21 protein-coding genes are annotated in these 21,374 nt (G+C 43.4%); 5 read left to right on the forward strand and 16 right to left on the reverse strand.

What is annotated here, in order from left to right; translation table 11 throughout:
• Positions 1-57: 57 nt before the first annotated feature.
• From MHI15_RS24375 to MHI15_RS24385, 3 genes are all read right to left on the reverse strand, one after another.
• Positions 58-921, reverse strand: coding sequence for a carbohydrate ABC transporter permease (locus MHI15_RS24375; protein ID WP_038570403.1), 864 nt, complete (start codon positions 919-921; stop codon positions 58-60).
• Positions 918-1,871: a carbohydrate ABC transporter permease gene (locus tag MHI15_RS24380; protein WP_036686279.1), complete on the reverse strand. Its 954-nt coding sequence runs from the start codon at positions 1,869-1,871 to the stop codon at positions 918-920. Before MHI15_RS24380 ends, MHI15_RS24375 begins: the two co-directional genes overlap by 4 nt.
• Before the next feature lie 97 nt (positions 1,872-1,968).
• Positions 1,969-3,327 (reverse strand): ABC transporter substrate-binding protein, encoded by a 1,359-nt coding sequence (locus tag MHI15_RS24385; protein WP_341164972.1) that lies wholly within the window; start codon positions 3,325-3,327, stop codon positions 1,969-1,971.
• 270 nt (positions 3,328-3,597) lie between these two features.
• On the opposite strand from MHI15_RS24385, the gene MHI15_RS24390 reads away from it, so the two are divergent.
• Positions 3,598-3,810, forward strand: coding sequence for a hypothetical protein (locus tag MHI15_RS24390; RefSeq protein WP_076125931.1), 213 nt, complete (start codon positions 3,598-3,600; stop codon positions 3,808-3,810).
• A gap of 78 nt (positions 3,811-3,888) precedes the next feature.
• Here MHI15_RS24390 and MHI15_RS24395 read toward each other — a convergent pair whose 3' ends face one another.
• From MHI15_RS24395 to MHI15_RS24410, 4 genes are all read right to left on the reverse strand, one after another.
• Complete coding sequence (locus MHI15_RS24395; RefSeq protein WP_172628809.1) at positions 3,889-4,050, reverse strand: hypothetical protein; 162 nt, start codon at positions 4,048-4,050, stop codon at positions 3,889-3,891.
• Between the two features lie 144 nt (positions 4,051-4,194).
• The gene (locus MHI15_RS24400) at positions 4,195-5,088 is read right to left on the reverse strand and encodes a polysaccharide deacetylase family protein (RefSeq protein WP_076189902.1); all 894 of its coding nucleotides are present in this window, start codon (positions 5,086-5,088) and stop codon (positions 4,195-4,197) included.
• A 141-nt stretch (positions 5,089-5,229) separates the two neighbouring features.
• On the reverse strand, positions 5,230-5,823 hold the full coding sequence (locus tag MHI15_RS24405) for an LOG family protein (protein ID WP_076125930.1): 594 nt from the start codon (positions 5,821-5,823) through the stop codon (positions 5,230-5,232).
• Between the two features lie 89 nt (positions 5,824-5,912).
• A complete protein-coding gene (locus MHI15_RS24410; RefSeq protein ID WP_341164973.1) occupies positions 5,913-7,415 on the reverse strand; it encodes a hypothetical protein in 1,503 nt (500 codons plus the stop codon).
• A gap of 251 nt (positions 7,416-7,666) precedes the next feature.
• On the opposite strand from MHI15_RS24410, the gene MHI15_RS24415 reads away from it, so the two are divergent.
• Positions 7,667-8,338 (forward strand): tetratricopeptide repeat protein, encoded by a 672-nt coding sequence (locus MHI15_RS24415; protein WP_076218208.1) that lies wholly within the window; start codon positions 7,667-7,669, stop codon positions 8,336-8,338.
• 81 nt (positions 8,339-8,419) lie between these two features.
• On the opposite strand, the gene MHI15_RS24420 is transcribed toward MHI15_RS24415, so the two are convergent.
• From MHI15_RS24420 to rpiA, 5 genes are all read right to left on the reverse strand, one after another.
• The gene (locus MHI15_RS24420) at positions 8,420-11,581 is read right to left on the reverse strand and encodes an MMPL family transporter (protein ID WP_341164974.1); all 3,162 of its coding nucleotides are present in this window, start codon (positions 11,579-11,581) and stop codon (positions 8,420-8,422) included.
• The gene (locus tag MHI15_RS24425; RefSeq protein ID WP_038570382.1) at positions 11,578-12,033 is read right to left on the reverse strand and encodes a MarR family winged helix-turn-helix transcriptional regulator; all 456 of its coding nucleotides are present in this window, start codon (positions 12,031-12,033) and stop codon (positions 11,578-11,580) included. Before MHI15_RS24425 ends, MHI15_RS24420 begins: the two co-directional genes overlap by 4 nt.
• Before the next feature lie 171 nt (positions 12,034-12,204).
• Positions 12,205-12,645, reverse strand: coding sequence for a GNAT family N-acetyltransferase (locus MHI15_RS24430; protein WP_341164975.1), 441 nt, complete (start codon positions 12,643-12,645; stop codon positions 12,205-12,207).
• A gap of 3 nt (positions 12,646-12,648) precedes the next feature.
• Positions 12,649-13,125 (reverse strand): VanZ family protein, encoded by a 477-nt coding sequence (locus MHI15_RS24435; RefSeq protein ID WP_341164976.1) that lies wholly within the window; start codon positions 13,123-13,125, stop codon positions 12,649-12,651.
• Positions 13,122-13,802, reverse strand: coding sequence for a ribose-5-phosphate isomerase RpiA (rpiA, locus tag MHI15_RS24440; RefSeq protein ID WP_139331057.1), 681 nt, complete (start codon positions 13,800-13,802; stop codon positions 13,122-13,124). The genes MHI15_RS24435 and rpiA overlap by 4 nt, the downstream gene beginning before the upstream one ends.
• 81 nt (positions 13,803-13,883) lie before the next feature.
• Between rpiA and MHI15_RS24445 the strand changes: the two genes are divergently transcribed.
• Positions 13,884-14,081, forward strand: a complete 198-nt coding sequence (locus MHI15_RS24445; protein WP_341164977.1) for a hypothetical protein — start codon at positions 13,884-13,886, stop codon at positions 14,079-14,081.
• Positions 14,082-14,233: 152 nt separating this feature from the next.
• Here the strand turns inward: MHI15_RS24445 and MHI15_RS24450 are convergent, their stop codons facing one another.
• Positions 14,234-14,689: a hypothetical protein gene (locus MHI15_RS24450; protein ID WP_339248384.1), complete on the reverse strand. Its 456-nt coding sequence runs from the start codon at positions 14,687-14,689 to the stop codon at positions 14,234-14,236.
• Positions 14,690-14,920: 231 nt separating this feature from the next.
• On the opposite strand from MHI15_RS24450, the gene fsa reads away from it, so the two are divergent.
• Entirely contained in the window at positions 14,921-15,568 is a 648-nt protein-coding gene (fsa, locus tag MHI15_RS24455; RefSeq protein ID WP_036686257.1) for a fructose-6-phosphate aldolase, read from the forward strand.
• 56 nt (positions 15,569-15,624) lie between these two features.
• On the opposite strand, the gene MHI15_RS24460 is transcribed toward fsa, so the two are convergent.
• The 3 genes from MHI15_RS24460 to MHI15_RS24470 form a co-directional block, all read right to left on the reverse strand.
• Entirely contained in the window at positions 15,625-16,938 is a 1,314-nt protein-coding gene (locus MHI15_RS24460; protein WP_341164978.1) for an MFS transporter, read from the reverse strand.
• Positions 16,939-17,070: 132 nt separating this feature from the next.
• The gene (helD, locus tag MHI15_RS24465; RefSeq protein WP_076279786.1) at positions 17,071-19,422 is read right to left on the reverse strand and encodes an RNA polymerase recycling motor HelD; all 2,352 of its coding nucleotides are present in this window, start codon (positions 19,420-19,422) and stop codon (positions 17,071-17,073) included.
• Positions 19,423-19,641: 219 nt separating this feature from the next.
• Positions 19,642-20,685: an FUSC family protein gene (locus MHI15_RS24470; RefSeq protein ID WP_076125912.1), complete on the reverse strand. Its 1,044-nt coding sequence runs from the start codon at positions 20,683-20,685 to the stop codon at positions 19,642-19,644.
• A gap of 184 nt (positions 20,686-20,869) precedes the next feature.
• Between MHI15_RS24470 and MHI15_RS24475 the strand changes: the two genes are divergently transcribed.
• Positions 20,870-21,373 carry a hypothetical protein gene (locus MHI15_RS24475; protein WP_341164979.1) on the forward strand — a complete coding sequence of 168 codons (504 nt, stop codon included), beginning with the start codon at positions 20,870-20,872 and terminating at the stop codon, positions 21,371-21,373.
• The last annotated feature ends 1 nt before the right edge of the window (position 21,374 follow it).

Below are 21,374 nucleotides of genomic sequence, written 5' to 3' on the forward strand. Positions count from 1 at the left end.
TGTCCTCTAGTATTCTTCACAAAACCGCCTATTCCCTGTAAAGATCAAAAAGTAAGATCAGCTCTTAATAGCTCCTGAAGTAAGTCCAGCAATCACCCAGCGGCTAAATAACAGGAATACAATCAGCAGTGGCAAGGTTGCCGTAAATGTTGCTGACATGATCATTCCGTAGTCTAGACCATCGCGATTGGAGAACAGCTGTTGGAGCGCAATCTGAATTGTGAAATGCTCTTGATTCTTCAGTACCACTAAAGGCCAGAAGAAGTCATTCCAAACGGTCATAAAATTCAGTATACCTAGTGTAGCCATAGCTGGAGTAATGACCGGGATAGCGATGTTCCAGAAGATCCGGAAATGTCCGCCGCCATCGATCCGACCTGCTTCAATCAATTCCGTATGTACAGCTGTAGTGATATACTGCCGCATCCAGAAGATCCCGAAGGCATTAACCATCGCCGGAACAATAAGTGCCTTGAAAGAGTCTATCCAGTGGAGCTTGGCCATAATTACGTAAGTAGGTAATACACCAAGCTGCTGTGGCACAAATAATGTAGCAATTACAAAGTAGAACAGAAAATTTTTAAACGGAAATTCATATTTGGCAAAGGCATAACCTGCCAGTGTACAGAAAAACACGACTGATATTGTAACCATAGATGAGACAAATAATGAGTTGCCCAAGGCTTGAAAGAAGTCTGTTTTGTCCAGTACCCGCTGGAAATTCTCAAAAAACTGGTCTCCAACCGTAAGCAAAGGTGGCACATGGAATACTGCGCCTCTGTCATTAGTGCCAACTACAAACATCCAGTAGAAAGGAAAGATGGACACGAGCGCACCAACAATCAACAGCAGATAAAATCCTAACTTGCCGATGATCCCTAGATCATCCGGATCTTTTTTAAATACACGCAGCGTACTCACGCTTTACCCCCTCCCGTATCTCCACCCATGCGATTTGAGACCAGCATATTGAGGACAGAGAAAATAATCGTGACCAGGAACAGCAAGACTGCCGTAGCTGCTGCCGTACCAAAAAATCCGTTGCGGAATGCTTCGCTATACAAATAAGTAACCATAGTGATTCCTTCCTGACGTGTAGATCCAGTTCCCGCTTGGCCCAAAAATACATAAGGCTCAGTGAACAGCTGCAAGGCACCTATAGTTGAAAGCAAGGTAACAAATACAATGAATGGCTTCAATAGCGGTAACGTTATAAAGGTTAGCTGTTGTCTTCTGTTCGCACCGTCAATACGTGCCGCTTCATATAGATCTGTAGGGATACTTTGCAAGCCTGATAGAAAAATAATGGCATTATATCCCGTCCAGCGCCACATTACCATTGTAGAAATGGCGATTTTAACGCCCCACCAGCCAGAGTTGAAGGCCATACTATCCAGTCCCAAGCCGTTTAGTATCCAGTTGATCATTCCGTTGTTGCCAAACAGTGTACTGAACACGAGCGTAACCGCAACGATAGACGTAATATTAGGCATAAAAAATAAAACCCGGAACGTCTTCTTAAAGCGAGTCATCGCCGAATTCAACAAAACAGCAATCAATAGAGCTAGTAATATCTGTGGAACAGTACCCATAAGCCCCATAATTAACGTGTTGCTAAAAGAAATCCAAAAGGTCGGATCACTTGTGACCAGATCATAGTTTTTCCACCCTACAAATTTCATAGGATTCAGGGCATCCCATTTAAAGAACGAGAGATAGATCGTGAAAAAGATCGGATATAGTCCAAATATCGAGAACAGAATAAAAAAGGGCGAAATAAACGTGTAAGCAGTGATGCGGCTCCTTCTTTGTTCAGTTAAAAAGCGGCGCTTGCTCTCGGCATGCGGACTTGAAATAACAGGTTGTGCCATGTCACACCTCCAGGTAATCTAACGTGTAAATCCGAATTCACAGAGAATGTTTCACTCTATGAATCCGGACCTTCTAGAAATTGAATTTCATAGGCTTTTAGCTGCGTTCAGCCAATGTTTTCGCTTGTTTTACTGCTTCGTTCCATTCTTTGGTCGGATCTGCTTTTTTCTCCAACACATTTTTCAAGGCGTTTTTGAAGAAAGTATCGGTTTGGTCATGAAGCGGACCGTAGTATACAGGTTTTACCCGGTTTGCTGCTTTACCGAATTCTACAGCGGTTTGTTGTCCACCGAAGAAATCATCTTTGAAATCTACGAATGCAGGATCTTCATACAGGGCAGGAATGGAAGGCATAAGGCCTTTGGTTTTGAAAGATTCCAGTTGGTTTTCCTTGTTATCCATCCATGCGATAAAGTCATAAGCTTCTTTCGAGTGTTTGCCTTCTTTTGGCAGCGTCAGGAACGAGCCACCCCAGTTACCAGCACCTTCAGGAAGCTGAGCAATTTTCCATTTGCCAGAGGAGTCTGGAGCATTACTCTTAACATTTCCCGCCATCCAAGCTGGTCCCATAACTACTGCAAATGAACCGTCGTTCATGCCTTGACCCCATTCAGGAGACCAGAGCATAACATTGCTGATCCAGCCTTCTTGAATACCTTTAACCGTGAAATCATAAGCTTTTTTGACTTGCGGATTGGTATCTCCGATAAAGCTGCCATCAGCTTTGCTGAAATAGATTTCATCAGCAGATTGATCACGCAAAGCATTAAAGGTAAGATCCGTAAGGTCTACAAATGGTTTGCCTGTTTTCTCTTTGAAAGCTTTGGCAACAGCTGCGAACTTATCCCAAGTATCAATAGCAGCGCCGAATCCTTCTGAGTCACTTGGCAGTCCAGCTTCTTCAGCCAAATCTGTGCGGTAATATACAACCGTTGGACCGATATCTGTTGGAAGACCTAGCTGGAAGCTGCCATCTACGGAAGAAGCTTGTTTCCATTTCCAATCCAGATAGTTGGCTTGAATATCTTTGGCGCCCAGATCATTCAGGTTATAGAACTTGTCCTGAGCGTTGATGAAACGTTCCATGAAACCGATTTCAAGTTGGAAAATATCAGGCGCACCCGATCCAGCCGACAAAGCAGTGGTCAAATTATTATGGTGAGCGGTTTGGTCACCGGTATTTTGCACTTTGATCGTAATGTTTGGATGTTCCTTAGTGTACTCCTTCGCTAAATCCTCGTAGTTCACGTTGCCCAGTGTCCAGAAAGAAAGTTCGATTTTCTCAGCCGGTTCTGTTCCCTCATCCTTAGTAGGTTCACTAGTTCTTTCTGCGTTGTTACCTGCATTTTTGTTTGATGTGTTGTTGTTCTCGGCGTTGTTGCCTCCGCATGCTGCCAGTGAACCTACGAGCATGATAGCGACTAACGATAGCGCCAAGTGTTTTACTTTATTCATTCCCCTGTACCCCTTTCAAAGGTTTCTCTTACAAGAATTAGTGTACAGGGTTTAAATTCTTTTTTTGAGGAGGTAAACTTCCGATTTATGGTGGAAATAATTACGAAACCATTCATATTTATGTTATGTCTAAGGAGGGAGTATAAAATTTCGTCCAAATATGTTCCTCACAGAATACGTGTACTTCATCATAAATTGGATTTCTTGTGCTTCCCCAGGTATACTATTTTTATTTCTTACTTCATTACATGATCAAAGGAGTTATTTCCCATGCCCATTAACCGCCCGCTGCTAAGCGACAGCGATTTCCAAGAAGCCGTTGACCGCAAATTACCTGTTCGTGTATTTCAGGACGATCATTTAGTAAATTCAGGAGCAACCGTTGTCCGCTTCACTGATTTCGATGTTGTTATTCAATCTAGAGTTAGTGATCTGACTTACTACTCACGCAAGAGCTGCGAATTTTTTGAGGTTAGACCCTAAAGAAAGCCGGAATGCAATGATCTCTAGGATCATCGCGTTCCGGCTTTCTTTAACAGACATAGGGTATAGCTTTCATCTTTAATTTTTGTTGTAGGTGCTGTACGCTTTCATTTTCTCATTCAGAACTTCCTGGAAACTCATTCTCTTCTTGTCTGCTTTTCCTTGCTTGGGATTGACCACGGGCTGAGGTCTAAAAAACTGATGATTGTAAGCCATAAGATTATGTACGATCACATTCATTGGATTTCAACCTCCTTCCGTGATGTTCCTGAAATTTACATTTCTGCTTGGTTACTTACGGCTTATTTACCCATCTTCTCCAAAGTTTAAACAGTTTTATCAGATTCATATTAAAAAATGAAAAAGTGCACCCTTTACAATATGCTAAATACATCTTTGTAAATCACGTATGTCTTTCCACGAAATAAGTTTAATCTCCTCATTAATAATCAATTCCTTAATTTCAATATCATTTAGAAGACGATATTCCAATTCTCTTTCTGTATAACATTTCGTTATTGCTATTAATTGATCTGTTATTTTAGATGGATGTATAGTTAACTGTGTTATTCCAGGTTTTAAATTCTTTAACAATTCAGTTAATCTCATTTTCATTTTGCTATATTCCGCAGCAGGGTAAAAACAGTAAGGAAGAGAAATTATATCATCGATTAATAAAATCCCCCTTTCTTTTGCTGAAGAAATTCTTTTTTGAAACAATCTCAACTGATCATTATTAAAAAAGGGTTGTTCTAATATCCTAATAGGTAAATTAAAGGGCAGGCGGTACTTTTCACACAAATCAAATATTATTTCTAAAAAATCTCGCCCAGTGTATAACCCCATAATACTCCCCCCATGACTATCCAGATGAGTTGGATCAATGTCTTGTACGATTGCACTTTGGATTTGCGATTCTAACTCTATTCTAATCTCGTCATCAGCAGCGTTTCTTTCCAGAAGAGTGGCATCTTGATGAAAATCCCCTTTCCCCGTAATTAAGCTACTCAAGATTTTTTCTTTGAATACTGGTTGATACGGATATTTCTCGCCACTCGTTAGCGTTAGATGAATTCCAATATTCTTTATTCCTTTCCAATTAATTATCTTCATAGCGTCATTTGAGTCTGGGCAAGGCATCATAATAGATGTGGATGTTATAGCTTTTCCTTCAAATAAGTTAACAATAGCTTCATTAGTTCCTTTAGTTATTCCGAAATCGTCGGCATTAATTATTAACAGACGGTCGTCAGCCGCAAAGCCTAATTTTCGAATCATAAACCTTCCCCCTATTACTGAATAATTTAACAAAAAGAAAATAAAAAATAAGGACGTAGACACCGTGAAGTGTTTGCGTCCTTATTGTGAATAGCGTGCTAAACCAATTATTCGCACCTTAGAGCAGTGGAAACCTTGAATCTAGCGCTGAGACGGGAACCTTGCTTTCCCCTTCTCATCATTATTATGATCCACTCGCCCTCTCATCAGTTCAAGCAGATATTCGGGTTCTGAGTTCATATGCAGCATTTGAAGTGCAGTTTTTGGTGCAAAACCTTCAGCCACACTATGGGAGATCAAGGCTTGCAGTGGATTAAAATAACCTCGAACATTCAGCAGCCCTATAGGCTTCTGATGAATACCAATCTGCATCCAGCACAGAATTTCAAATAGCTCATCGAAGGTTCCAAGACCTCCCGGCAAAGCAATAAAAGCATCCGCCATACCGCTCATTACCGCCTTACGTTCATGCATACTAGAGACCTCAATCAGATTCGTCAATCCGGAGTGTCTGATTTCATCTTGAAAAAGATCCACTGGCATAATTCCTACAGCTTCGCCACCATTAGCGAGTACCCCGTCCGCAACCTGTCCCATAAGGCCATTCCGCGAACCTCCATAGACCAACCTACAGCCTTGTGCCGCTATATGATAACCTAATTCCCTAGCCATTTCCGTATATTCAGAGTTAAGACCTGGATTCGATCCGGCAAACACACATATTGTAAAAGCCATTCCTATCACTCCAGACTGGTTATTATGGTGAAATTGAGATTAATTCACTTATTGTACCTCAGAATATTAATATATGTGTTAAATGTAAGTCATCTTTTTGTTTGTAATGTTAATTGGTACAGCGTACTATTCCACTCCGCAGATAGACCTGTAGCTTTGGCCAAAGCCGCTGCTGGCACTAGAGAAGTATAGCTTACTTTAATGGATTCTGCTGATGGTAATGAAATTTTCTTCCCAGCTTTCGTCAACGTCAGTTCCCCCTCCAAAGACAGGGTATATCCCAGACTTTCTGCTACATCCCTAATCGGTACTTTTACACTTCCATCCATAAAAATAGCAGACTGTGCGGAATCCATTTTTTGACCATCTACAATTACAGTAACAGGCTTTAAAATAGGAGATATAGTAAAAGGACGTGAATCAACCGCGCTAATTCCGAGTTGACCAAACCTATTTGTTCCCCAAGCCACAGCTGTTCCATCCTTCAGGACTGCATACTTACTATTCTCACCCATGGCAAAAGAAACAGGATCACTCAATCCTTTTATTAACTTAGGCTGCGTAAAAACTAAACGGTTGTCGGTTGATGGTTGGGTACTCCAAGTCCACACGGTGCCATCATTTTTAACAGCTGCAAAGTTGTCTAAATCCAGCGTAAGTTTTGAGATCGTTTTTACGGCTGTAATCTTTTGCAGACCTTGTAGTGAGGTACCAGCTTTCCATACCCAGTATTCTCCTTTTTTATTGCCAACAAGATTGAACCCGTTTTTCGTCTGGACAGATACAATATCCGTAAGACCTGGCATCTTGCTCATCGTGACTTCGTTATAATTATTGCTGTCAATTGTTCCCCAGACGCTCCCGCTCTCGGTTAAAGCCAGTATACTGAGATCGCTCATAGAGACGGACTTTACATGGTATAAATCCTTAACTGGGGTCGGTTTCTTCATCACATTCGTGTTCTCTGTTTGCGGGATAGCACTCCAAATCCACAGCGTACCGTTAGTTCGAATGGCGGCATGATAAATACTGCTTCCGATCCACTTCACTTCGCTCAAACCCTGTACCTTAGTGGCAGCAGGCAGCTCTGTATAGCCCACATCTGAAGCTTCTGGAGGATTCCACTGGAGTAGACTTCCATCGTTTCTCAAAGCTAATGCACTATGCAATCCTGACGATATACTAACCACATCACTCATTCCTGAGATCCCTTGAGGAAGCAGAACCTTGTGTTGTTTAGCACTTGCCCCATTGCCAGCTTCTGCTACACTCTTATCCCGATAATCTCCCCAAGCCTTAACCGTACCGTCTTCGTTCAGCGCTACATAGTACGCTTCGCCGATCGCCAGCTGTTTCGTATGTTCAAGCCCAGCTATTTTATGGGGAGTAATCGTCCACCCCTCAGGCCCGGCGGTACCATTAGCAAATTGACCAAAAACATTACTCCCCCAGGACCAAACATCTCCGTCAGTTCCCACCGCAAAAGAGCTTCCACCCCAAAAACCAGGCGAAGCAACAATCTCCTTAATCCCACCCAACTTCCCAGGTGATGGAGCTGCACTTATAACTTGAGGGACAGACAATGCAGTCACCAGACTTGAACAAACCAACAAACTAAACAGCCTTAGCTTCCTTGAAAATAAGTGCATCTTGATTTTCCCTTCTTATGATATTATTGTAATTATTATTTCTATTACACTAAGACGCTATAAAGCTGACAAAAGTTGTAGTTTATCTTAAATCCCGGGATTCAGATTGGTTTGAATTATGATATAATTACGCTGCCTTAGATCTACTCTTATTCAACCGCAATACCGGAACCAAATGATCATGGAGGGAAATCATGCTTAAATTTATAGGTATTATGATGCTTTTCAGATTAGTAGGCAACCCTTTTCTGGCTTTATTCATCCTGCTTGTTATCTTATATTTCTTAGATCGGCGATACGTGGGAATTTTCCCTAGTATTACAAAGCCCTTCAAACGGGTGCGGCAAATCTCCAAGCTGCGCACAACAGTATCATTGAATCCAAATGATGTTTCTGCTAAATTTGATTTAGCCCGGAATCTGTCAGAACGTAAAAAATACAAGGAAGCCAAGGATATCCTGCTACAGATCGAAGACCGTTACGAACAATCTGCCGAATATTGGGTGGAGCTGGGTCATGTGAATCTTAAGCTGGGCGCTTTGGAAGAAGGCGAAGATCAGATGCTTCGAGGTCTAGAAATCAACCGAAAAGCCCAATATGGTCAGCCATATCTTCGGTTAGCGGAAACCTTTCGCCATACAAATCACGATAAAGCGTTGCATTACGTTACTCAATTTCAAGAGATTCAATCTTCCTCTAGTGAAGCCTATTATTTAGCCGGCTCCATGTACAAAGCACTGGGCAGAACTGAGGATGCTAAACGTGCTTTCGACGAATCCACCGCCATTTACCGTTCGCTACCCAAATATAAAAAACGGCAAGAACGCGGCTGGGCGTTACGTAGCTTTTTTGCCAAAATGAAATAAACTTTGTACTTATATTTTCACAAAAAAACCTCTAGCCGCCTATTTAGGCAAACACTAGAGGTTTTTTGCTGTGTAGAGTGATTACATGTTTACATCTTGTTTAGTGGGTTCTCCACTTTGTTTGACCGCAAATGGCCACCAGTTCCCACGGCCGAAGATCCGCACCATAACAGGAACAAAAAACGGCAAGAAGATTAGTGCATACAAGGCCAACCCTACAAGCACCACTGTTGCAATCTGCATCATCGACAATACCCCTGAAGGGTACATCGATGCGAAGGTGCCGCCCAAAATAACTACCGCCGAAAGAATGACTGTTCCCATATTGCGCATAGCATGCAGGATCGCTTCCCGTACATCCCATGTTTTATATTCGTTAAAGCGGGCCATTAAGAAAATACTATAATCTACACCAAGTGCAATCAGCATAACAAAGCTGAAGAATGGCGTTGTCCAGGTAATCCCTTCAAAGTGCAGAAGGTGAACGAATATAGCCTCTGTAACACCCAATGCTGAAAAATAAGTAATCAAAAGAGAAATAATAAGGTAAATCGGCATTACGATTGAACGAAGCAGCAACACCAAGATAATGAAGATCCCACCCAGCATCAAAATTACTGTACGTGTGTAGTCTTCGTTGGAAATATTACGTAAATCGTTCTGGCTGCTTGTAACCCCGCTGATTGCAGACTCTGCATTTTCCAGCTTCGTTCCTTTCACTGCACGATCTACTGCTGCTTGAATATCATCAACACTGTCAATAGCTTCTGAACTATATGGATTCTCAGTGAATACTACATCCAGCGTCATTACCTTACGGTCGTCAGACAAGTAGGTATTAAATACCTGCTCTATACCTTCAGCTTCAAGAGCCTCAGCCGGTACAAAGAATCCACTCAGCTCATCATCCTTAGCCGCTTGAATCTGATTCAAATAATCTTGTGCAGAGCCCAGCCCACTGGTAATTTGTTTCAGGCCGTTTGCACTGTCGCTTAAACCAGTAGTTAAGGCTCCTATCTGCCCAGTTAATTGACCAAAACCATCCGCAAGCTGCTGCTGTCCGCCTTGCAATTGATCTAGTCCACTAGTAATGGATGGAATTTTATCTACGATCTGTCCTTGGCCTGCTGCGGCCTGCTCCAGCCCATATTGCAGCTGACCGATGCCCGCAACAAGCTTAGCTAAACCTTGTGCGAGTGCGGTTTGCCCTGCCGAAGCTTTGGCATAGCCAGCATTCGCCTCATTTAAGCCAGCTGCTGCTCCTTTAAGCTGCTCTGAGATCTGCCCGAGACCCGCTGCCAGCTGTGCTGCCCCAGTACCACTCTGCGTTACGGTGCCTTTAATGGTCAGGTAATTAACATCCTGCAGAATTTCCGGATAACTGCTCTCAAGACCATTAAAAGAACCATCCAGTCCCTTCAACGCTTCTGCCACACCTTGCAGCTGCTGCGGAAGCTGCCCAAGCCCTTGATTCAGCGCAGTTAAACCGCTGCCGATTTTTTTATATCCCTCCAACAGCTTCGTATTGGCATCCGCAAGCTGCTTGGCACTAGCAGCTGCCTGTTGAAGTCCTGCTTTGATTTCTCCTGCACCAGCTGAGCCGCTTTTTATTCCGCTCTCAATACGTGCCAGCCCATCGCCTAACGCGACGATTCCATCTTTCAGTTCTGCTGTGCCTTCCGTCAGCTTAGCGCTGCCTTGAGCAGCCTCTGTAAGCTTAGGTACATTTTCACTCAGCTGTTTACTAGCTTCAGACAATCCCGTTTGAATCTTGGTCAGTCCCTCACTGGTCTGATCCAGACCGTCAGATAAAGTCCCCACCTGATTCGGGATTAAGAAATCACTGATCAGCTCTCCCGTTGGACGAGACATGCTGCGCACCGATTTTACGCTGTCCACTTTTTCCAGCTCGCGGCTGATTTTTTCTGCAAGTCCAAGATATTCTGAAGTATCCATCCGATCATCATTTTTGATTACGATCTTGCCAGGCATGGATTCACCCGGCCCGAAGCTATCCGAAATGATGTTAAATCCTTTTACCGAGGCATATTCTGAGCCAATTTCCTCCAAGCTGTTGAAGGACAGCTTTCCGCTATAGGTAACAAGGAACGGAGCTACGATTACTGCAACAATTAGCAGCGCGGCCCATGGTCTTTTTAAGGAAAAAGAACCTGCTGCTCCCCAAATACGGCTCTCACTGTGCTCCAGCTTGCCGCGTGAAGGCCAGAAGAGCTTTTTGCCAAGTACCGCCATGAAGAATGGAACAATGGTTACAAGCGCCAGCAGCATAACCGCAATCCCCACGGCAACGGCTACCGCCGAGCGATACAGAATGAATTTGGATAATCCAATCGCTACAAAACCTACGAATACCGCAAGTCCGGAATAGAACACCGTTCCCCCAGCCTTACGGTAGGTTGCAATAATAGCACTTTTGGTATCTTCTGCTGTCATCATTTCTTCTTTAAAACGACTGATTAACAGGATACAATAATCCGTACCAATCCCGAACATGACCGCAACCATAAAGATTTGAGTAAATGTAGATAATGGAAAATCATAACGGTCCACTAAAAAAGCCACAACGGACTGAGAAACAATATAGCTGAGTCCTACCGTCAGTAGCGGAACAAACGGTGCCACGAACGAACGGAACACCACGAACAGGATAAGTAAAATAAAGACTACCGTAATATATTCCGATTTCTTAAGCCCGGCTTCCGAGCTAGCAATCATATCCTCAGTAATCAAACCCTCACTGGTTAAATAATGATCCGCCTTAACATCTGAGAGTAATTCATCCACTTTATCAGGAAGTGCGGTGACAGACTCTCCTCCGCCTTTGATAGACAACGCCACCATTATCGTCTTACCATCCTTGGCAATCAACGTATCCTTAAGCTCACTTTGTGAAAAAGGATCGGTGATGGAATCGATCTGCAGCATCTCCTTATTCGCAGCCAACTTCTCAACGCCCTGCTGGATACTAGCTGTTTCATTGGCTCCGATTCCCTCTGGATTATTGAATACAAGAGCTACCTGATGCAGTGTCTCTCCGCCCTTATCATTCGCCGCTTCCTTTAAGATTTCTGCCGCTCTAGATGAGGAATAGCCATCAGGTACAGTAACCTGCCCCTTCTCACGGACAAGATCAGAGAACGAAGGGGCCGTCATGACCAAAACTACGGCCACAGCGAGCCAGATTGCGATAACCGCCCATCTTGCTTTTAGAATCGTCTTCATGGATTCTTCCCTCCATCATCATTCTGAATTAAATTCGCCAGCTTCTCGAACATCATGACGAACATTTCAATATCCTTCTCTTCAAAATGAAACAAATACGGGGAAATCACTTCATGTACCTGCGTCTCCGCTGCTTCAAAAACTTTTTTTCCGTGCTCAGACATCGACAAATACACCTGGCGGCGATCATTCTCGTCACGAGTTCGCTCGATTATACCCGCTTGCACCAATCTGTTGATGATTGCAGTAATGGAGCTTTTACCCACGCAAAAAGATTCAGCAAGATATGTAGACGTACATTGTTCCTGAGCATTAATCAACCGAAGAATTTGATACTGATCATTCGTTGTCTCCGCCGCAATACTATCTTTAATTCTTGCTGCTACTTGTCTTGTCACAATCAAATAAGCATCCATGTAGCGATTGATCCAATGTTGCACTTCGTTATCCAAAGCTTCCTACCTCCAAAATATAGTTCAACTATCGAACAGTTTCATTGTCAAACTATAATACCTGCTTTTATAAAAGTCAATTGGCTTTTTTTCGGGCATTTAAAGGCAAAACGCAAAAAAAACAGGCCGAGATTCCTCTCGACCTGCCATTTTATGACCTTCAAAGACTTTTTAGTCCTCTTCCTCGGTCTCTTCAACTTCGTATACACATCTTAACATTTCAATTCCGGCTTCATTCTCTCCTAAGCTGTACACCATGAACCCTAGACTGCGATAAAAATCTGCGGCGATTTCATCCTCAGTCTCAGCTACCAGATAACGCGGCTGACGAGTAGCGAGCAGCTCCAGAATCATCCCCCGCGCATAACCTTTCCCTCTATTCTCTGGCAAGACGGCAATATGCCGAATGTCCAAAGAACCGTCTTCGGTTTCTTCGAAGCCTACAAGACCAAGCAGGAGTTCTTCTTCTTCCCAGCCATATAACTGCAGCCCGGCTTGTTCGCTGTACTCAGACGATGTCTGCTCCAACGCGTTGGGGTCATCAATGACCGCATACGTCAACAGCTCGTTCACCTCAGGCGAACCAATAAGGGATTTAAGATCTACCAACATTGTTCACATTCCTCCTTCTCTGTTGCTTCTGTACCCGATTCGAAACATACAGTAACCCGTCCATATCCCTAACATGTTTAACAATAGATCATCAATATCAAAGCTTCCGACATGCAGCAGCATTTGCAGAGACTCCAAAAGCAGGATGCAAGGAACAGCATATAAAGAGATTCTTTTCCAAGAAATTGGCCGTGTCTTTGCAAGTGGAATTAGTATTCCAAATGGAATAAACACAACAACATTTCCAAGCAGATTCACAAACCGGCTGATCAGCGATAACCCGTTATTCATGTCGAAATAAAGTGACACCGTACGTAATGGAATCAAATTGTACTGAAGCGGGCCACCTGTATGGATCTCACGCCCAAAACCGATGAACATCCAATAGATAACAGTAGCACTATACAGAGTCAGCCCTATCCGTGTCAATGCTCTCAGCTTCCGTAATCTGCTGGATTCTCCAGATCTACGAATGATCAATTGCCCGGTTTAACTTCTATAATTTCAATACTTCCATCTTTTTTACCCACAATAGCCATTGCTGCAATTCCAATAAATAAGCCGTGTTCCACAACTCCTGGAATACTTTGGATGGTCAGTGCCAGCTTCGGTGCGGACTCAATGACTTCGAACCGGCAGTCTGCGATGTAATTGCCGTTATCTGTCTTGTACAGCTCTTCTCCGCTACGACGCAATTCAGGATTGCAACCCAGCTTGGCAAGTTCAGCCACAGTCCATTCCCATGCAAAAGGAACCATTTCCACAGGCAGCGGGAATTTGCCAAGTGTGTTTACCACTTTACTCTCATCAGCAATAACGATCATACGAGTACTGTTACTCGCAACAATCTTCTCCCGAAGCAGCGCGCCACCGCCACCTTTAATAAGCTGTAGACTACTATCCAGCTCGTCCGCTCCGTCAATGGTCAGGTCCAGACTATCAATATCTCCAAAAGCTACGATTGGAATCCCAAGTTCACGCGCCTGTTCTTCGGAAGCACGGGAGGTTGCTACAGCGGTAATTTTTAGACCTTCACTGACGCGCTCACCAAGCTTGTTGATCGCCCAATAGGCTGTAGATCCAGTGCCAAGGCCGATCTTCATGCCATCTTTTACAAATTCCACTGCTTTTTCCGCGGCTAATTGTTTAACATTGATACTCATTTTATTACCCCCATGTTATCCGTTATAATGATCTATGATGATGTTGAAATCACCTATTGTTCAGGAGGATTCCGGATGAGAACCGAAAACCAAATTCAATCTAAAATCAACGTATTGACACTGCAGCGCAGATCTCTGGAATCAAGATTAGCTTCATTAACAGAGAACAGCCCACAGCAAGATAACCTACAAGCTCAGCTCACTAGAATTGAAGATATGATCATGATGCTGGAATGGGTGCTTAATGCACCCGTAGGGAGATATCATGCCTAAGTGCTGACTGCCATCCATTATTTTACCAATCAATGTGCCGGTAGCTGTGTTTAACATAAAACACGATTGCTTCCGGCTGTTTGATTCTTTTTTATATCCAAATTTGTATTATGCTTTGCGCAGATCAAAAAATCAATATTTTTCACCCTACTCTATGTATATTGTAAATTCACTGCATCCTCTAGATTGAGAATCATCTCTTTTTCTGTGTGATTAGCCGTCCTGTGTAAGTAGGCTTTATGCTCTGAATACGCATCCAAAGGCATTGGTCTACTAATCTTGTCAAGCATATTACGCTCGACATCAGCCAATAAGTAATCCCCTTTTCCCGCTGCAACTCTGCACAAAATAATCAAAGCTACAGGCTTGTTCACAACAACCGCTCCATTCGACCGCGCAAATACAGTGTATTGAAATAACGGAATGGCCTCAGGTTCTTCAACACCAGCTGCACTAGATTGGTCAAAGATAGAATACATAAGGGAAGGATCACTTGATGAAGTACCGAGTTTCTTCTGATTAGACACCAACTTGCTGTTTTGGTAGGTAAGGAATCCCGCTGCTGCCAGCACAAGCACAAGTAAAATCACCAATATCGCATACATCATCCCATCCCCACCTCCCACTCCAAAATAACAATTCCGGTTATATATTATCATGGAGGGAGGCCTAAGCCAATCTTATATTATCTGAAATTCAGCGCATACAGGTAATACTGATTCTATAAAGTTATTTTGAAATATTCAAAATAACAGTTGAAACTTTGATTTGCATGTCTCATAATGTAAATATGAATGTTGCTTGTCAATCCATATGGAAATCAAGGGAGGAAATTTAAAATGAAGTTTTTCTTGGATACCGGAAACATTGAAGAAATCAAACGTATTACTCGCCTAGGACTAGTGGATGGCGTAACGACTAACCCTTCGCTGATCGCTAAAGAAGGAAGATTGTTCAAGGATGTTATCAAAGAAATCGTTGCAATCGTTCCAGGACCTGTAAGCGCAGAAGTAATCGGACTTACAGCAGAAGAAATGCTTAAAGAAGCATACGAAATTGCTGAATGGGCTCCAAACGTTGTAATTAAACTCCCTATGACTGAAGATGGCTTGGAAGCTTGTTATGAGCTTACTAAAAAAGGCATCAAAACTAACGTTACACTAGTATTTTCCGCGGCTCAAGGTTTGATGGCTGCTAAAGCAGGCGCAACTTATATCTCTCCTTTCGTAGGTCGTCTGGATGATATCGGTGTTGACGGAATGAAGCTGATCAAGGATCTGAAGACTATCCTGACTAACTACAACTTGAAATCCGAGATCATTGCAGCAAGTATCCGCAACATTGCTCATGTTGAGCAAGCAGCTATTGCTGGTGCACACATCGCTACAATCCCAGGTTCACTTCTGCCAACCCTCTGGAAGCACCCGCTGACAGATAACGGTATTGAACGTTTCTTGAAGGATTGGGAATCTGTTCCACAAGCCTAAGAATATCTTTTATTCTTTTATCTAGAGGGCTATCCCACAAGCTGCGGCAACGCAGCTTAGGGATAGCCCTTTTTTCCATCCAGAGACATTGAGGAGGTTTGGCGAATACGTTTCGGCCAGATTGGAGGAATTATCTTCTCTGTGTCTTTAACGCCTGGCTCCCCCTTTTCCCCCTTACTCGGAGTTACTGCAAACAAGGTCAGCAATCCACCAATTGCCCCTACTGTAGCCATCAACGCAAACAAGACCCAATGCCCACTGCTTAGCAGCAACGATACCACCGGTGGCCCCAACGCTACCCCTATAAACCTCATACTACTATAAAGAGCGGTGATTGTGCCGCTGTTCTCCTTCTCAATCCCCTCCGTGATTAAAGCATCCATACAGGGAAGTACAATTCCGATTCCAACACAGCCTAAACCCATAAACCCTACTAAAAAATAAATGCCTTTGTTGAATCCCGCACAAATCATCGCCGCAGTCAGTAACACCATGCCCCCAAAACCCAGCCATTTCATTAGCGTTTTATTCTGACCAATGATCTTTCCTGTTCCATAGGAGGACAGACATAAGAGGGCAAGCGGTATCGCCAGCACAAACCCCTTCGTTGCCCCGTGCATTTTATATTTAGTTTCCAGCATTTCTGATAAATAGAATTGGACACCAAAGGTCACAAACATACAGATGCCGCCTATGGCAAAAATAGCGTACAACCAACGTCCCTTTTTACGTAAAACGCTCACAATTCCAGATAAAAACGCCCGAAGTTCCTGTTTCTCAGGTTCATCCTTTGCTTCGGGTTTTCGGACCAGAAATAAGACTAACAAAAATGAAATTAGACATAGAATGGGAATTGCAATAAAAGGAGCAAACCAGAGCCATATCCCAAGATAGGCACCAAGAATTGGACTGAGTACTTTACCAAACGTATTGGAGGTCTCAATGATTCCCAGACTTTTGCTCACATCTTCTTCTTCCTTGAACAAATCGCCTACAAAGGGGATTACAATTGGAAAAGCACCCGCTGCACCAATTCCTTGCAACAGACGCCCCGCTAAGATCACCCAATAAGCGCTAACCCCCTTCATAAACCAAGCAGCCACCACGCAGACAGCACCGCCAATTGCGGCAATGATTAAACTCGGAAGAATAACCTTCTTTCGCCCAAAACGGTCTGACAGATAACCTGCAATAGGGATCATTACAATTGCCATCAATCCATACACGGTAATCAGCATACTGACTTGAAAAGCGCTAATGCCGAGTTCTTTGGAGATCTGCGGCAGAATAGGCAGCAGCATGGAGTTACCGAGGGTCATTATTAGTGGGATTGATGCTAAGGCAAGCAGATCCCATTTTCTTTCCTTCATGAACTGACCACCTTTGTCATTGTGTACAACATTCTTTATTGTGGTTTGTTCGCCCTTCTTTATTCATGAAAACAAAAAGACCGTCCCTCCGCTGCTGCGGAAAGGACGATCTTAAAATGAAGAAATCTATGCTTACAGCGACCCGGCGCTTAAAGATGCCACATTAGCGGACGGTATAAAATGGCTAGGTTCACCCAGACTAAAAATGTGCAGCAAGTGCATAGCCCGAGTGCACGCTGTATAAAACAATTTGCGTTCACTTTCTCTGCCATATTGTTCAGCCGAGCCATCATAGATGACGACCGCATCAAACTCCACGCCTTTGGCTAAATAAGCAGGCAGAACCAGTGTCCCCTTCTGAAAATTCGGTGTTTCCTTTGTAACAAGTCTCACCGGCAGGCTACGATTCAGTTCAGCATGAACCCTTGCGCTTTCCTCCGCTGTTTTGCAGATGACCGCCACATAATGATATCCCTCAGAATGCAGCTTGCGGATATCCTGTTCCACAGCATTCAGAAGCTCCTTCTCGCTGGATACCACACTTATCTGGGGTTCTTCTCCCCGCCGATTAAAAGGTACGATTCGTTCTCCTCCAGGGATCATTGACCGCGTAAACTCCACGATCTCATAAGTTGAACGGTAGCTTTGGGTTAACGAGATCACTTCTGTGTTCTCTTCACCATATATACTTACGAGACTAGACAAATCCCCCAGTACCTCACCTTGCGCATAAATGGCCTGGTTCAGGTCGCCTAATACGGTCATTTTTGCTCTTGGAAATAAACGCCGCATGAACTCTAATTGGAATGGAGAATAGTCTTGTACCTCATCTACAATCACATGGCGGATCAGTGTGTTGGTCCGGAAGCCTTGGCTTAACTCCTTCAGATAAAGGAATGGCGTAGCATCCTCATAAGCAAGCTCGTTCACTCCAATGGATTCCAATGTTTGCTCACAGATATCATCCCACACCTCTGGTAAAGGATAATCTCCATTGAGGCGCACCATAAGCTCGCGATCTGTAAATAACGTGCTGTACAAGCCCTTAACGTCCACAAAACGACCCCGTTTAGTCCAACCCCGCAGGGGTTTGAGCCGCTGGCTGACTACATAACGAGATAACACTTCTTTTTCCGTATCAAAATCGTCAAAGCTATCCTGCGAAGCTTTCTTCTTCCGACGCAACATCTGATATGCACGGTGATAATCGCTGGAATCCAGCAGCTCGATCTGATCTTCGACCCACTTCGCATTTCTTTCCTCATGAGTAAAATCTGCAATTTTCTTAAGCAGCCAGCGGATCATCAAATCCACACGATTTGCAAGCTTTATGGCAGGATCGTACGCGTAGAACTGGCGTTCCATTTCTTCTTTACTGACCACTGCTTTCCCTTGAAACATTAAAGGCTTAAAAAGCATACCCTCCTGTTCCAACAACGTAGCATACCGCCGAATCACATCAAGGAAAGGGACGGACGATTTATAGGCAATGCCTTCTCTGCGTATAGCCACCTCAGGACCCTCAGGAGCATTAAGTAAACTTTCGGTCTGACTAAAGACATCTTCCAGCAGGAATTCATGTCCAAGACGATGTTCTAAATACATTTGAAACGTTGTTTGCTGCATATTTTCTTCGCCTAGCTCCGGGAGCACTGTAGATACATAGCTGTTAAACAGCGGATTCGGTGAGAACAGCAGCATTTGATCTGCTGATAATACTTCACGGTATTTATATAGAAGATAAGCTACCCGCTGCAATGCAGCAGAGGTTTTTCCGCTTCCCGCTGCTCCTTGCACAACTAGCATCCGGCTTTTGTCGTTGCGGATTATCGCATTTTGCTCTTTTTGAATTGTAGCAACAATACTTTTCATTCGATCGTCAGCGCTATGACTTAGCACCTGCTGCAGCAGCTCATCCCCGATCGTAACCCCAGTGTCAAACATAACTTCAATTACACCGTCAGCAATAACAAACTGGCGTTTAAGATTCATTGTTCCGGAGACTAATCCTCCAGGTGTTTCATAAGCTGCAGGACCTGGTGCTCCGTCATAATACAGACTGGAGATAGGCGCACGCCAGTCATAGATCAAAAAGGTGCCATCATCCTCCATCAAAGATCCAATCCCTAGATAAATCTTTTCCAGCCCGCCCGTTGGTTCCTCTGTGAAATCAATTCGGCCAAAGTAAGGAGAGACAACCAGCTTTTTATATTTTTTCAGCGCCTTGCTTGATTGCAAATGATGACGTTCCCGTTCATTTAGGATTTGGGACTGTTGGCGAAGACTTGTTGAGGTTTCTCCCAAATCATCCGGGCTACTGAAGTTTACGGTTACCTCTTCCCAGAAGTCTTTCCGCATATCCACTACATCACTGCGATGAAGTCCAAGCTCCTCTGATAAATTGCGAATATGGGCGGACAAAAGCTTGGTTACTCCGTCAACCCGTTCCTGTTCCTCTTTCCACTGACTTTCATTGTTATCCACTACATTTCATCCCCTTTTGGAAGGTTGACATTCCATTTGAATCATGATATGATAAATTTGCATATTTATGTTTTTAAATGCATACTTATTCGATATCTTATCATTTTAGCAATTTCAGTTTGAGATTTCAAGTATTCTCTTAAATAGATGATCCGGTCCCTGTGGAACCGGATTTTTTGCTGTTACAAAGCTTATATGTTGCTCTTCACAAGGTTATGTTTAGGCTTCATGCACAGATTCTTTATCCTCCGCTATACGATTCATCTGATCGGCCACTTTATCTAAGCGCTCCAATTGATATCCGTAATCATAAATTGCAGCAGCCACAACATATAAACGCAGCTGACCTATTTTCTCTGCATTATACCCCAAAATCGCGGTATTCAGGAATTCATCATTGTCTTCTCCCAAGGGTTCGGATTCATTGGCATTGGGCTTTAATTTGTCTTCAAACTTAAGTAAGATGTGCTGATGATATTTGATTAAATGTTCCAAATGATTATCAAATAGAGCATCTGTATGTTCGGTCCGATCCGCCTGGAAATAATGCCGATCTACGGCCTCGAGAACATCGTAACCTTTTTGCAAAGAAGCTAACAGGTTCTTATACACAACCATTTGTCTAGTCTGGCTATACTTGGCCCGTTTTAACTGCTTCTGCTCCTCCTCAAATAATGCATACTTATCAGCCAACGATTTTATGGATGAATGCAAAGCATTTTTTTCATCACGAAATACACTTTCCTTCATCTCATGAGAAACCGCTGTTCTCAGCAATAAAGAGAGGCTTGAAAAAACATTCTCAATTTGCTTAATGTATTGCTTACGAGGTTTTGGAGGAACGACAATAATATTGATTAGAAATGCAGAAACAATACCTGTCAAAGTTAATAAAAAACGATTAAGTGCGAATTGCCATTCACCCGAAGCCTCCATCACTGTTATTACAGTAACTAACGTAAGACTTATCGTATCCGCCCGGTTGATTTTCATACTGATCATAATGACTAGAATACAGACCAAACCGACTGCTATTGGGCTGTTGGATAACAGCATCCCTCCGAGTAAAGCCAGAACGGCCCCCATTGTACTAGTCGTGAGCTGGTCAAGAAAATAACGCCAAGAGCGATAAATAGAGGGCTGCATAGCGAAAATCGCCGCAATCCCTGCACCCACGGCAGAAGGAAATTGAAGCATTACAGCTAAATACAGGGCTAGCGTAACGGCCAAACCTGTTTTAAATATGCGAGCTCCTAAAGCCAAACCTATCCCTCCTAAAAATTAGCCCACGCTACAATATGAACATCAGCGAACCCTCGTACTTCTAATTACCCCAGCCTGGAGTTGATGAATTTTAAGAACCTTTAAGCTCTCACTCATGTTTCTTTCAGCTTTCAGGGAATACTAATTCGAGTAGTGCCTATCACATAACATACGAGGTGATTGAATGAATAACAATATCAAAAGATTAATGACTTTCACGACCGTTATTTTTCTCAGCCTGTCTCCAGCTCTTGCGCCAATCGGAAGTGCTTCTGCTGAGAAAGTAACCCCTACAGCCACCGCACCTGGTGCCCATCCTTCAGAGAAAGGTCACGGTCACCATCCAGGAAAAGACGGAAAGGTTAGGGCTGGTGGACATTTCATTATTTTTGAAACGGCTAAACTGCTGGAAATGGATCGTACAGAGCTAATCAATAGCCTGAAAGCAGGCAAAACGCTCCCGCAACTTGTTCTTGAGAAAAAAGGCTGGACGGAAGATCAATATATTCAGAAGCTCTGCGAATCGGCAAACCAACGGCTGGATCAAGCCATCACCGAAGGACGTCTGACAAAAGATGAAGCCCAAAAGCTTAAAGCAGGACTTCCTGCGATGCTGAAGCAAAGAATAAGCAAAATGGGGCAATTCCAGGATCGCAAAACATCTGAACAACATGTGACGACTCCTTAAA

It is taken from the genome of Paenibacillus sp. FSL H7-0918 (genome assembly GCF_038007025.1).
In the GTDB taxonomy this organism is placed as follows: domain Bacteria; phylum Bacillota; class Bacilli; order Paenibacillales; family Paenibacillaceae; genus Paenibacillus_AQ; species Paenibacillus_AQ odorifer.